Origin of the sequence: Shewanella sp. 10N.7, from assembly GCF_020806285.1 — a bacterium.
GTDB classification, from domain to species: Bacteria; Pseudomonadota; Gammaproteobacteria; order Enterobacterales; family Shewanellaceae; genus Shewanella; species Shewanella electrodiphila.
The window spans coordinates 291,238-304,653 of the sequence record NZ_JAJGZS010000001.1 but is presented as its reverse complement, the minus strand read 5'-3'; the positions used below and the strand labels follow the sequence as shown (position 1 = coordinate 304,653).

Annotated in this window: 14 protein-coding genes and 1 tRNA gene; 8 read left to right on the top strand and 7 right to left on the bottom strand. The window is 40.7% G+C overall.

The features are described from left to right. Positions 1–4: 4 nt before the first annotated feature. On the top strand, positions 5–571 hold the full coding sequence (locus tag LMH66_RS01310; RefSeq protein WP_229367832.1) for a chalcone isomerase family protein: 567 nt from the start codon (positions 5–7) through the stop codon (positions 569–571). Further along, positions 571–1,116 carry a DUF3833 domain-containing protein gene (locus LMH66_RS01305; RefSeq protein WP_229367830.1) on the top strand — a complete coding sequence of 182 codons (546 nt, stop codon included), beginning with the start codon at positions 571–573 and terminating at the stop codon, positions 1,114–1,116. The genes LMH66_RS01310 and LMH66_RS01305 overlap by 1 nt, the downstream gene beginning before the upstream one ends. A gap of 174 nt (positions 1,117–1,290) precedes the next feature. On the opposite strand, the gene LMH66_RS01300 is transcribed toward LMH66_RS01305, so the two are convergent. After that, positions 1,291–1,635, bottom strand: coding sequence for a DUF3634 family protein (locus LMH66_RS01300; RefSeq protein ID WP_102529750.1), 345 nt, complete (start codon positions 1,633–1,635; stop codon positions 1,291–1,293). Positions 1,636–1,913: 278 nt separating this feature from the next. Here LMH66_RS01300 and LMH66_RS01295 point away from each other — a divergent pair, with 278 nt between their 5' ends. Continuing rightward, a complete protein-coding gene (locus LMH66_RS01295) occupies positions 1,914–3,362 on the top strand; it encodes an NAD-dependent succinate-semialdehyde dehydrogenase (protein WP_229368162.1) in 1,449 nt (482 codons plus the stop codon). A gap of 82 nt (positions 3,363–3,444) precedes the next feature. Next, positions 3,445–4,179, top strand: a complete 735-nt coding sequence (locus LMH66_RS01290; RefSeq protein ID WP_229367828.1) for a DUF599 domain-containing protein — start codon at positions 3,445–3,447, stop codon at positions 4,177–4,179. Positions 4,180–4,655: 476 nt separating this feature from the next. Here LMH66_RS01290 and LMH66_RS01285 read toward each other — a convergent pair. The 5 genes from LMH66_RS01285 to rpsU form a co-directional block, all read right to left on the bottom strand. Continuing rightward, positions 4,656–4,732: transfer RNA gene (locus LMH66_RS01285), tRNA-Ile, on the bottom strand. Between the two features lie 204 nt (positions 4,733–4,936). Further along, the gene (rpoD, locus tag LMH66_RS01280; protein WP_229367825.1) at positions 4,937–6,766 is read right to left on the bottom strand and encodes an RNA polymerase sigma factor RpoD; all 1,830 of its coding nucleotides are present in this window, start codon (positions 6,764–6,766) and stop codon (positions 4,937–4,939) included. 150 nt (positions 6,767–6,916) lie between these two features. Beyond that, complete coding sequence (gene dnaG / locus LMH66_RS01275) at positions 6,917–8,641, bottom strand: DNA primase (RefSeq protein WP_229367822.1); 1,725 nt, start codon at positions 8,639–8,641, stop codon at positions 6,917–6,919. A gap of 83 nt (positions 8,642–8,724) precedes the next feature. After that, entirely contained in the window at positions 8,725–9,168 is a 444-nt protein-coding gene (locus LMH66_RS01270; RefSeq protein WP_229367820.1) for a GatB/YqeY domain-containing protein, read from the bottom strand. A gap of 7 nt (positions 9,169–9,175) precedes the next feature. Further along, a complete protein-coding gene (rpsU, locus tag LMH66_RS01265) occupies positions 9,176–9,391 on the bottom strand; it encodes a 30S ribosomal protein S21 (RefSeq protein WP_055024252.1) in 216 nt (71 codons plus the stop codon). Between the two features lie 239 nt (positions 9,392–9,630). Between rpsU and tsaD the strand changes: the two genes are divergently transcribed. After that, positions 9,631–10,644 (top strand): tRNA (adenosine(37)-N6)-threonylcarbamoyltransferase complex transferase subunit TsaD, encoded by a 1,014-nt coding sequence (tsaD, locus tag LMH66_RS01260; RefSeq protein ID WP_102529736.1) that lies wholly within the window; start codon positions 9,631–9,633, stop codon positions 10,642–10,644. A gap of 69 nt (positions 10,645–10,713) precedes the next feature. Here the strand turns inward: tsaD and plsY are convergent, their stop codons facing one another. Then, on the bottom strand, positions 10,714–11,331 hold the full coding sequence (gene plsY / locus LMH66_RS01255; RefSeq protein ID WP_102529735.1) for a glycerol-3-phosphate 1-O-acyltransferase PlsY: 618 nt from the start codon (positions 11,329–11,331) through the stop codon (positions 10,714–10,716). A gap of 240 nt (positions 11,332–11,571) precedes the next feature. On the opposite strand from plsY, the gene folB reads away from it, so the two are divergent. The 3 genes from folB to LMH66_RS01240 all read left to right on the top strand — a co-directional run bounded on the left by folB (position 11,572) and on the right by LMH66_RS01240 (position 13,394). Continuing rightward, on the top strand, positions 11,572–11,925 hold the full coding sequence (gene folB, locus LMH66_RS01250) for a dihydroneopterin aldolase (RefSeq protein WP_102529734.1): 354 nt from the start codon (positions 11,572–11,574) through the stop codon (positions 11,923–11,925). A 77-nt stretch (positions 11,926–12,002) separates the two neighbouring features. Continuing rightward, complete coding sequence (gene folK / locus LMH66_RS01245; RefSeq protein WP_102529733.1) at positions 12,003–12,506, top strand: 2-amino-4-hydroxy-6-hydroxymethyldihydropteridine diphosphokinase; 504 nt, start codon at positions 12,003–12,005, stop codon at positions 12,504–12,506. 87 nt (positions 12,507–12,593) lie between these two features. Further along, positions 12,594–13,394 (top strand): undecaprenyl-diphosphate phosphatase, encoded by an 801-nt coding sequence (locus LMH66_RS01240; protein ID WP_229367817.1) that lies wholly within the window; start codon positions 12,594–12,596, stop codon positions 13,392–13,394. The last annotated feature ends 22 nt before the right edge of the window (positions 13,395–13,416 follow it).

Sequence of the window (13,416 nt, the reverse complement as noted above, 5' to 3'; positions counted from 1 at the left end):
CACAATGAAAGTCTACACCTTATTACTTTGTATTGTATTGACGCCATTATCTGTGTCATCAGCTCAGTTTGAGAGTGATTCAATTGAGAAAGAACAAGTCAATGTTAACTTATTGCAGGCATATGATAATAAGCATACAGAGCTGCAGATGGTCGGTGAAGCAGACATGGACTTACTCTGGTTCTCAATCTATAGCGCGAGGTTAATGTCGGTAGATGGTGACTATCAGCATAGTCAGCTACCGCTCAAGCTTGAGATTCAATACCATCGTGATATTGAAGCTGAAGATCTTATCGAAGCAACAGTGGATCAGTGGCAACACATTGGCATTGCCAATCAAGATATCCCAAGATTACAGCAGCAAATAGAGCAAGCGTGGCCAGACGTTAAAGAGGGCGATAAGCTAAGCTTTATGATGCATAGCGATGACTTAGGCCAATTTTATTATAATGACAAACCCTTACCGATAATCGAAGAACCTGGATTTTCAAAAGCGTTTTTAGGTATTTGGCTATCAGAGCAAACCAGCAGACCTGAATTACGTGAGCAATTGATTGGAGCAAACAAATAATGGGTCTTCTAAGCAAAATAAAATCATACTTTTTAGTGGTAATCGCAGGATTGGTGTTGATGTCTTGCTCTTCAGCATCGATTGAGGATTATGATAAAACGACCCCCGTATTAAACCTTAAAACATTCTTCGATGGCCAGTTGACCGCATCAGGCATTGTTCAAGATTATTCTGGCACAGTGACGCGAAAATTTACCGTCACCATGGAAGCCAGTTGGCAAGGTGATGAAGGGGTGATTAATGAATGGTTTATTTACGATGATGGCGAAAAACAAACCCGCATTTGGAAAATAACCGATTTAGGTAATGGTAAGTATCAAGGCACTGCTAACGATATCTTGGGCATAGCTGAAGGTGAAGCGAGGGGCAGTGCGCTTCGCTGGGCTTATGATATGAACTTAGTGGTTGATGATTCAGAATATGAAGTTCATTTTGATGATTGGATGTTTTTAGTGGATGAAAATACCATTATTAACAAAAGCGACATTATTAAATTCGGTATCACAGTGGCTGAAGTCACTTTAGTCATTCAAAAGGTTAACTAATTACCAGTGTGTGCGGGTTTCATCTCCTGTGACTATTATGAGTTAACTATTATGAGTTAACTACAATAAATTAACTCTGATTGTTTAACGTTCATCGTGTGCAACTTCACAATGCAAAAATGGCGCTGATATTGAGATATCAGCGCCATTTTATTGTTTGATTGTTCAGCTTAATTAACCTTTGAGCTTTGAATTATCAGGTTGCTTCTTATCGTAGTATTCAAATGGAAACACATTCCTAATTCGTTGTGAAATCTTGTCATCGATATTGGCCGAAATGTGCAGTCTGACACCATTAAGTTTTTCGGCTCTGACAGTACAAGTGAGCTTTTCATGTTTAGCGATAGATTTACATTCACGTGAGAAACGCTCAGGAATTTTTCCTGAATGCTTATTGAGTTTTCCGTCTTTAAAGTGCATTTCGAAAACTTTTAAACCTCGAGCTCCAGAAAAGATAAGCTTGTAGGCAATGACGAAAAATACCAGCACAAACAATACTTTTAATCCCGTTTCGAGCATGGTTAATTCCTTATGTATGACAACTTCTTTACTATTTAAGATACTCTGCTACCCGAGGATTGCAATTTTTTTTGCAGCTTTATAACCAAGCTCACATTTGTGATTAACCAATAAAAAAGTCAATTATTTTAAATGATTAACTTATAGTAAGTTATTCTCGTTATCTGAGAGCAAATTCGCTAACATCAATATCAATGTGTGCGTCTTTATGCCAAAGCACCACCTAATTTACGCCAATCTCTTTGTCATTTTTTGCTAATTGTTATGAGGCCATCATGCTGCAACTTCGCGATTCAAATCTATTTCGTCAACAAGCCTACATTAACGGTCAGTGGTGTGATGCAGTATCTGGCGAGTCTACTGTGATTACTAATCCAGCAACCAATGAATCAATTGGGACTGTACCTGAAATGGCTGCTGAAGAAACGCAGTTAGCGATTGAATCAGCCCAAGTTGCTTTGTCTCAATGGCAAGCTAAAACAGCGAAAGAAAGACAGCAGGTGTTATTAGTTTGGTATCAATTGATTATTGAAAACACTAATGACTTAGCCTTAATCATGACATTAGAGCAGGGGAAACCCTTAACAGAGTCTGCAGCAGAGGTTGGCTACGCAGCGTCATTTATTCAGTGGTTTGCTGAAGAGGCTAAACGAGTTTACGGAGAAACGATTCCTGGCCATCAAGGTGATAAACGCATTGTTGTGACGAAACAGCCTATTGGGGTAACGGCCGCTATAACGCCATGGAATTTTCCATTAGCGATGATCACCCGTAAAGCTGCGCCAGCACTTGCAGCTGGTTGCTCTATGATTGTAAAACCTGCCCCTGACACCCCTTATAGCGCGTTAGCACTGGCAGAGTTAGCTGATAGAGCTGGCATTCCCGCAGGTATTTTTAATGTGGTCACTGGTGATGCGAAAGCAATTGGTAAAGTGCTATGCAGCAGTAAAACCGTGAGAAAACTTTCGTTTACTGGATCTACAGCCGTTGGGGTTAAGTTAATGGCTCAATGTGCACTAACCATTAAAAAGCTGTCTTTAGAACTCGGTGGCAATGCGCCGTTTATTGTCTTTAATGATGCAGATATTGATGCTGCAGTCGAAGGAGCACTGCAAGCAAAGTTTAGAAATGCAGGCCAAACTTGTGTATGTGCAAATAGAATTTATGTGCAATCAGGCGTGATAGACCTCTTTACTGAAAAATTTGTCGCAGCTGTAGCGCAATTAAAAGTTGGTAACGGTATCGATAAATCTTCAGATATTGGTCCGTTAATTAACAGTAATGCCATAAGTAAAGTTGAATCGCATATTCAAGATGCCCTAGCACTCGGTGGAGAACTTTTATTGGGAGGGAGTAATCATCCCTTAGGCGGTTATTATTTTGAACCTACCGTAATTAAAGGCGCAACAAAGGCAATGAAAGTCGCCACTGAAGAAACCTTTGGCCCGTTAGCGCCTATATTTGAATTCGAATCAGTCGAGCAAGTGATCAACATGGCTAATGACACTGACTTTGGTCTCGCTGCATATTTCTATGCTCGTGATATCAGTTTAGTGTATCAAGTCTCTGAAGCCTTAGAGTTTGGTATGGTTGGGGTCAATACGGGTTTGATTTCAACTGAAGTTGCGCCTTTTGGAGGGGTTAAGTCATCAGGACTTGGCCGAGAGGGTTCAAGGCATGGACTAGATGAGTATCTAGAAATGAAATACGTGTGTTTAGCGGTTTAAATTGATAAATGATGAAAAGCTATTTATGCCAAGGTTAATGTGTTGCATAATTGAGCATTAATCCAATAATACATTGAGCCTTATGCTTTTTTCCTTGTTAGACCTTGTTGCATTAGCTTGTTTTTTTTCCTGCTGGGTGGGCTACACTTTTTTTGCGCGTAAAAAAGCTAAAACGACTAACTGTATCGCGCGCTGTTTACATCAACATCGTATCCATTGGATGGCTGAAGTGATGAAGAAGGAAATCCGAGTTGGTGAAGCTTCTTTACTTGCCAATTTAGAGCGAAATATTGCGTTTTTCGCGTCAACCACCTTACTGGTGCTAGCGGGTGTATTAACTTTATTCGCTCAAGTTGAACGTCTTGAAGAAGTCATTAGTTCCATTCCATTTTCAGCTGAACCTAACCATGCTTTAGTACAAGTGAAGCTAGCCATGTTGGCATCTATTTTTGTATTAGCCTTTTTCCAATTTACTTGGTCTATGCGTCAATATGGCTTTTTGAATGTCATGATTGGCGCTGCGCCAATTGATCTCACTGGAAAAAATAAAAACTTATTGGCGTATTCCCGTCAAATGGCCACAGTAGGCGATCAAGCTGCTCACTCATATAATTATGGCCTGAGGTCATATTACTTCTCTATGGCCGCTTTATGTTGGTTCTGGAACCCTATCTTATTGATATTGGCAAGTTTGCTGGTGGTATACACTTTATATCGTCGAGAATTCAAGTCTCGTGCCGTAAGAGCCTTTACTGCAGCACAAACACATTTGGAAATTGCTAAATCGGCGAGAGATAACGACGCTCAACAGCCTTAGATTATTGGCTTGCATATAGAGCCTGAGTGAATTCGAGACATGAAAAAGCCGCTTAAATTTCTTCATACGACTTATCAAGTTTTTGGTGGACTTTCCCAGCCTCGAACTGCATGAATTGTTGATGATTATGTTATTTATGGGCCTAAGGGGAGAGTCATTTAAATTTTTGACATGAAAAAGCCGTTTAAATTTCTTCATACGACTTATCAAGTATTTGGTGGACTTTCCCAGCCTCGAACTGCATGAATTGTTGATGATTATGTTATCAATGGGCGTAAGGGGAGAGTCATTTAAATTTTTGACATGTAAAGCGGCTTAAATATCTTCATACGACTTATCAAGTATTTGTTGGATTTCCCCAGCCTCGAACTGCATGAATTGATGACGATTATGTTATCAATGGGCGTAAGGGGAGAGTAATTTAAATTTTTGACATGAAAAAGCCGCTTAAATTTCTTTAAGCGGCTTATCAAAATTGGTGGCCCCTCCCAGACTCGAACTGGGGACCTGACGATTATGAGTCGTATGCTCTAACCAACTGAGCTAAGGGGCCGACTTAAGACAGTCGTCACTATCAAAAGCGGAGGGAAGTATACGAAGTTTATCGGTACTTGTCACCACTCAATTCGCTAGAAATTCACTTCTACGTATCGTTTGGTTATCTGTTAAGCAATTTGCAGGCAGGTTCAGGTGAATACACCTGATTTATAACAATAAAAAAGCCCGCTAGTTGCGGGCTTTTTATCAATCTTTAGACTTATTCGTCTAAGAAAGACTTTAAGATTTCAGAGCGAGAAGGGTGACGTAATTTACGTAACGCTTTTGCTTCAATCTGACGAATACGTTCACGTGTTACGTCAAACTGCTTACCGACTTCTTCAAGTGTATGGTCAGTGTTCATATCGATACCGAAACGCATACGCAATACTTTAGCTTCACGAGCAGTTAGACCTGCTAATACTTCGTGAGTGGCATTCTTTAAACTTTCGCTTGTTGCTGAGTCTAAAGGAAGCTCTAAGGTATTATCTTCAATGAAGTCACCTAAGTGTGAATCTTCATCGTCACCAATTGGCGTTTCCATTGAGATAGGCTCTTTAGCGATTTTCAGCACTTTAAGAATCTTATCTTCAGGCATTAACATGCGTTCTGATAATTCTTCAGGTGTTGGTTCGCGACCCATTTCTTGTAACATTTGACGTGAAATACGATTTAGTTTGTTAATCGTTTCAATCATATGTACTGGAATACGAATTGTACGCGCTTGGTCAGCAATAGAACGTGTAATTGCCTGACGGATCCACCATGTTGCATAAGTCGAGAACTTATAACCACGACGGTATTCAAACTTATCTACAGCTTTCATCAAACCGATGTTACCTTCTTGAATCAAATCCAAGAATTGTAGACCACGGTTGGTGTACTTTTTAGCAATCGAAATTACTAGACGTAAGTTTGCTTCAACCATTTCTTTCTTCGCACGACGAGCTCTTGCTTCACCGATTGACATACGACGGTTGATGTCTTTAATTGCACGAATGATTAGACCTGTTTCTTTTTCGATTGCAGCCAATTTAGTGCTACAACGAATCACGTCTTCTTCAACCATTCTCAAACCTTCAGCGTAAGGCTTGTTACTGTCTTTCTCTGCATGGAACCAAGCTAAATCAGTTTCGTTGCCAGTGAAGAACTTAACAAAGTTTTTCTTCGGCATTTTAGCTTGATCAACACATAACTTTAGAATTAAACGCTCTTGAACACGCACGCGATCCATCATGGTGCGCATGCTTTTTACTAAGCGATCAAACTGTTTAGGAATTAAACGGAATTCTTTAAAGAGTTCGCCGATGACAAATAAAGCACCAATGGCTTCAGGGTGGTCACGACCTTTCTTTTCAATTACCGCTAAGCCTTTTTCATAAGACTCACGTAATTGAGTGAACTTTTCTTTAGCTTCTTCAGGACATGGACCTTTGGGGCCTTCCTCTTCTTCTTCGTCGTCACCGTCATCATCTTCGTCTTCAAGTTCTTCTTCTGATAACTCAGAACCTACGTGAGTAGCAGTAGGCGCTACGTCATCGTCATCTGGGTTAACGAAACCTGCAATGATGTCAGTTAAGCGAAGTTCATCCGCTTCATACTTATCAAACTGTTCAAGAATCATCGCAATGGCTTGCGGGTATTCTGAAACAGAACTTTGAACCGTATTAATGCCTTCTTCAATACGTTTTGCGATGACGATTTCGCCTTCGCGGGTCAATAGCTCAACAGTACCCATTTCACGCATGTACATACGTACTGGGTCTGTAGTACGACCTAATTCACTCTCTACCGTAGCAAGTGCAGCTGCTGCTTCTTCTGCTGCATCTTCATCGGTGTTGTCCTCAGACATCATAATGTCATCGGCATCTGGCGCTTGTTCGTAAACGCGGATGCCCATGTCATTTATCATCTGGACAATATCTTCAATCTGATCTGAATCGACCATGTCAGCTGGCAAGTGGTCATTGACTTCAGCGTAGGTTAAGTAACCTTGCTCTTTACCTTTAGCAAGCAACAATTTAAGTTGCGACTGCGGAGTATGCTCCATAGATATCATCCAAGTTGGGGAAACTGAAATAACGACTGGACACCTGCCGAAGCATAAGTGTCAAGCAAATCGTCAATTATAGCTGTATGAACTAAAGTACGCTAGTCCATGACATTGCTTAACTGAACATTTTTAAAATAAAAAATGCAATTATGCGATGCCTTTCATTATCGAAATAAGCTTCGTTAGCTGAATTTTTTCAGCTTTCGTTAGAGTTTGTTTAAGACTCAATTCCTGATAACGCTGTTCAATATATTGATTGTTCAACCAAATCAGGGTTTGTTTAAACTCTTGAACTAAGTTCTCATCCGCCACTTGGTGGTCCCATTGGGCCAATTTAATCAAGGCACTCTTTTGCTCGTGCTCTCGATATATCTCAAGTAGTTGTGCGCTGTTAAACTGTTGTTCGCGAGTTAAATTTAACAAATCAATTAGCAAGTCAATGCCAGCAATTTGTAAGTGGGCTAAAGCAGGTTGGGCAGCTAAGCCGTAACCTAAATCAGGTCGTTGCACTAACAAAGCAATGGCTAATCGCAATGGTGTACCGCGCCCTTGTAAGCCCTTTTTATTCATAGGCTGTTGCTGTTTTACGGCAAAACCTAATTTTTTCTTTAGATCGTCTGCGCTGTTCATACCAATTTTATGCGCAAGATTCTCTAATAATAAATTCTGTAAAACGGTATCTTGTACTCGTTCAATCAGTGCCATAGCTTCTTTAGCCAGTGCACTTTTATCTGTGCCGTATTGGCTGGTTAATGTCTCAAATAAGAATGCGGGTAAATCAAGCGCATCGAGCATCAACTTTTCAAAGCCTTCTTTACCGACTTGGCGAACCATCGTATCTGGATCTTCACCTTGTGGTAAAAACATAAATCTAACGACATCACCAGGCTTAAGTAATGGCAGAGCGGTTTCTAAAGCGCGCCAAGCGGCTTTCTTACCCGCTTTATCGCCGTCATAACAACAAATCACTTCTTTTGCACTACGCACTAACAACTGAAATTGTTCAGCTGTTGTTGCTGTGCCAAGTGATGCAACGGCATAATCAACGTCAAATTGGGCTAATGCAACGACATCCATATAACCTTCAACAATCAATACTTGCTGCGGGTCTCTATGTCTTTGCTTGAGTTCATATAAGCCGTAAAGCTCATTACCCTTATGAAATATGGGCGTTTCTGGCGAATTCAAGTACTTCGGTGTGCCATCGCCTAAAACTCGACCACCAAAGCCAACTACACGACCTCGACGGTCACGAATGGGAAACATTAATCGATCGCGAAAGCGGTCGTAACGTTTTCCGTTATCGTTGGCAATCAACATGCCGGCAGTCAGTAATTTGTCTTGTGCTGACTGATTTTGGCGATAGCGACTTAATAGTCCATCCCAACCGTCAGGCGCAAAACCAATCCCAAAGTGCTCAACCACAGTGGATGAAAGCCCTCTGAAATCTAAATAATCTAATACTTTTTTTTTGTCTGAGTGCTGACGTAACTGACTTTGATAAAAGAGATTCGCTTCTTCCATCAATTGGTATAAGTCGCGGCTCAAACCTTGATCTTTTTTAGGACCAGTACCTTGTTCTCTGGGTACATCTAATCCTAATTTACCTGCGAGTTCTTCGATGGCATCAACAAATTCCAGCCTATCGTATTCCATAATGAAATCGATGGCGTTGCCATGAGCACCACAACCAAAGCAGTGATAAAACTGTTTATCTCGACTGACAGTAAAAGAAGGTGATTTTTCGCTATGAAAAGGACAACATGCAGAGTGATTTTTCCCTGCTTTTTTCAAAGGTACACGATGATCAATTAGATCAACAATGTCGGTGCGAGCTATAAGCTCATTGATAAAGTCACGAGGTATCGCCATTTATGCTATAGGTCTCGCATTACCAAGTAGATAAAACAAACAAGCCGCGCAAGATGCACGGCTTATTCAACACTAAAATGTTATTAGTTTAATTTAGCACGAATTTGGCCGCCAATGGCACCCATATCTGCACGTCCTTGAACCTTAGATTTTAATGCTCCCATTACTTTGCCCATATCCGCCATGGTTGATGCGTCTACCTGTGAGATAGCTTCATCAATGATTGCGGCAACTTCTTCTTCTGTTAAAGGAGAAGGCAAGAAAGTTTCAATAACTTGAATCTCTGCTGCTTCAGTTGCTGCTAACTCCGGGCGACCTGCTGACTCATATTGAGTAATAGAATCGCGACGTTGTTTCACCATTTTGGTTAAAACGGCTATTGTCTGTTCATCAGTCAGAGTTTCGCGGGTATCCACTTCAATCTGTTTAACGGCAGACAATGCCATACGAATAGTCCCCAAACGTGCCTTATCTTTGGCACGCATGGCTTCTTTCATCTGGTCTTTTAGCTGTTCAACTAGGCTCATAATGAGATTAGTATAAACGTACGCGACGTGCGTTTTCGCGAGAAAGCTTCTTAGCTAGACGCTTAACAGCGGCAGCTTTTGCGCGCTTACGTGCAGAAGTTGGCTTCTCGTAGAATTCACGAGCGCGAACATCAGCTAAGATACCTGCTTTTTCACAAGAGCGCTTGAAACGACGAAGAGCTACGTCGAATGGTTCGTTTTCACGTACTTTAATTATTGGCATACGCCATCACCCCTTAGGTGTAGTTAATTTGGCACTACCAGTAAAGGTAGATTAACCAAGGCTATTTAATAAAATGGTGCGGAATTCTACACCGAGATATGTGCTTTTGTAAACCCCCTTTGTTACTGAGTTTGCGTAATTCGCTTGTCATATTTTTGCAGATAGTTGAGCTTTACTGGAATAACGCTGCATCAACAGGTAGAATTGCCGCCCTTACAATTTTAGGAATATGAGCTGCTATGCGGGTTTTAGGTATTGAAACGTCTTGTGATGAAACAGGTATTGCTGTCTTTGATGATGAGCAAGGATTGTTGTCACATGCTTTATATAGTCAAGTAAAGTTACATGCTGATTATGGCGGCGTGGTACCAGAACTAGCCTCACGTGATCATGTTCGCAAAATTGTGCCACTGATTAAACAAGCGTTAAAAGAAGCTAATTCTTCAGTGGATGACATTGATGGCATTGCTTTCACAAAAGGCCCAGGCTTAATCGGTGCTTTATTGGTTGGTGCATGTGTTGGTCGTTCTTTAGCTTATTCATGGGATAAACCTGCAATTGGGGTTCATCATATGGAAGGCCATCTACTCGCGCCTATGCTTGAAGATGATGCACCAGAATTTCCATTTTTGGCTTTATTGGTTTCTGGCGGTCACTCAATGTTAGTTAAAGTTGATGGTATCGGACAATACGAAGTCTTAGGTGAATCGGTTGATGATGCAGCCGGAGAAGCGTTTGATAAAACAGCCAAATTGATGGGCCTAGATTACCCTGGTGGTCCAAGACTTGCCAAGCTTGCTTCGAAAGGTGTGGAGGCAGGTTACAAATTCCCAAGACCCATGACAGATAAACCTGGGCTGAACTTTAGCTTTTCTGGTTTAAAAACATTTACTGCCAATACTATTGCAGCTGAACCTGATGATGAACAAACTCGGGCTAACATTGCTCGCGCTTTTGAAGAAGCTGTGGTTGATACGCTCGCGATTAAGTGTAAGCGTGCATTAAAGCTGACGGGTTATAACCGTCTTGTGGTTGCAGGTGGAGTGAGCGCTAATAGCCGCTTAAGAGAAAACCTTGCTGAAATGATGCAACAACTCAATGGTGAGGTGTTCTATCCACGTGGTGAGTTCTGTACAGACAATGGTGCGATGATTGCTTATGCTGGTCTACAGCGTTTAAAAGCTGGTCAGACAGAAGACTTAGAAGTTAAAGGGCAGCCGCGCTGGCCACTCGATACGTTAGAAGCCGTGTAAAAGAATAAGCATTCTAATAATAAAAACTTAACATTTTCAAGTTAGTACTTGTTTTAAGTGAAAGCTTGATTAGCTTTGCTCGTTGTTCGCTTTCTTTTTTCGCGACAACTTGCTTTCTTCGCCAATTCTTAAGCGCTTAATGTTGTCTTTGTGTCTGATGACAATTAACAGTGACAGCATCGCAACAGGGATGATAAATCGATCATCTAGCCACCATGTATACACAGGTGCGAGCATTGCGGTGAGAATCGCAGCAAGGGATGAATAACGTGTAAGTAATACAAACACAATCCAAGTTGCGATGAGTGATAATGCTAAATCACCACCAATAGGGGCCATTGCACCAAATGCCGTTGCAACGCCTTTACCACCCTGGAAATTAAAGAAGATAGGGAAGATATGCCCAAGACAAGCTGCGATAGCAATTAAGCCCAGCGATACAGCATCTTGCCCTAATAAATAACTGAAATAACTCGGCGCAGCGCCTTTTAGCATGTCAAAAAATAACACTAATGCAGCTGAACTGGCGCCTCCAATTCTCAGCACATTGGTTGCACCTGGATTTCCTGAGCCTTCTGTACGCGGATCTGGCAACCCTCGTAATTTGCATACAAGAATAGCGCTTGAAATTGAACCGGCTAAGTAGGCGGTTATAATCATCAAAATAGTGATTGTAACAGCGCTCAAATTGGTTTCCTTACTCGTCTTAGGGTATTATCGCCCATTAATTAATTTCACTTGAGATTAATCGTAATTACAGGGTTAATAAGCACTTTTGAATCGTGAGATGTTCCTAAGTGCAGCCGCTATCCTACTGCTTAAATTGCTCAGGAAAAAGGCTAAAACTATAATAACCGCTATTTGATGTCATTTTCAGCCTTTTAAGTTGAAATATTTTGGGTAAGACGTGTAAAGCATGGAGTTCACATGGACAAAGTTTTAATTCGCGAGCTAAAAGTCGAAACGGTAATTGGTATTTATGAATGGGAAAAGCAAATTCATCAAACCTTGCTCATCGACTTAGATATGGCATGGGATAATAAGCTTGCAGCAGCGTCTGATGATTACCAATATGCGCTTTGTTATGAAACCGTTTCGAATCGATTGACTGCATTGATTACAGAAAAGCCAATAGAACTCATTGAGACCGTAGCTGAAATGACAGCCCAATGTTTGATGTCTGAATTTAATGTTTTATGGGTTAAAGTCGCAGTTATGAAACCCGGTGCAGTACCAACGGCTAAATCAGTTGGCGTTGTTATTGAACGCGGTCATATCTAAATCACATTTTATTGACAGCTTTCATGCTGAAATTAATTAATTTTTCATAATTGCTCTGTATATTACCGGATGAGTTAATGGCACGTATTTATATCAGTTTGGGAACTAACATTGATCCTGTAGAGCATATGCAGTCGGGGTTAGTGGATTTACATGAACATTTTGGTGATTTAACCTTATCGAGAATGTTTGAAAGTGAAGCGGTTGGTTTTCAAGGTACAAATTTCTTAAATATGGTTGCAGCAGCAGATACTGATATGAGTATTGCTGATGTTGTTGCCACATTTAAGGGAATTGAGAAACAAAATGGACGTATTAGAGGCGAAAAAAAGTTTAGCCCTCGAAGTTTGGATATAGATTTACTGCTTTACGATGATGAAGTCTGTCATCAGCCGATTGAGTTGCCTCGTGGTGAGATCCTTTATAATGCGTTTGTATTATGGCCCTTAGCTGAGATAGCTCCTATGCTGACGCATCCTATCACTCAGCAGTCGTATCAATACCTTTGGGAACACTATGATAAATCGAGCCAACATATTTGGCCTATTGAGTTTGAATTTCCCGTGCTTGTTTCTCGTTAAACTTGGGTGTTTTTAGTGTTAGTGAGTGATGCATTCGCAATTCATCAATTAGTCAGTTTTATCAAAATTTTATTTTAAAGGAACATCATGGAAACGCTTCAGATTATCTTTTTAGCGCTTATTCAAGGGCTAACAGAGTTTTTACCCATTTCAAGCTCTGCGCATTTAATTTTACCTTCGCAAATTTTAGGTTGGGAAGATCAAGGTTTATTTTTTGATGTTGCCGTACACATTGGTTCATTGCTTGCTGTGGTGATCTACTTTAGAACCGAAATATGGGCGATGTTAACGGCTTGGATTGCGAGTATTTTTAAAGGCGTTCATACCCAAGATAGTAAATTAGCTTGGTGGATTATTTTAGCAACCTTACCTGCGGTATTCTTTGGCTTTATGGCGAAAGACTTAATTGAAACCTATTTACGTGGTCCTGGTGTTATTGCTATTACAACCGTTATCTTCGGCTTAATGTTGTGGGTAGGTGATAAAATGGCTCGCAATGAATTAACTGAGTATCAAACTGGCTGGCGTAAAGCATTGTTGATTGGTTTTGCACAGGCAATGGCAATCATTCCGGGGACATCTCGTTCTGGTATTACTATAACAGCCGCATTAATGCTTGGGCTAAATCGAGAAGCCGCAGCACGTTTTTCATTTTTAATGTCGATTCCTGTGATCCTAGGCGCAGCAATATTAATGAGCAAAGATGCTATCACAGGTGACTTAGTCATGGACTACACTGAGTTGTTATTAGGTGTCGCTGTGTCATTTGTTGCGGCTTATACCTGTATTTTCTTCTTTTTGAAAATCATTAGTAAAATCGGTATGACACCATTTGTATTGTATCGCTTAATGTTAGGCGCTGTATTATGTGGGTTTATTTTCCTGTAAAATAATCCAGTTCGTCTAAATA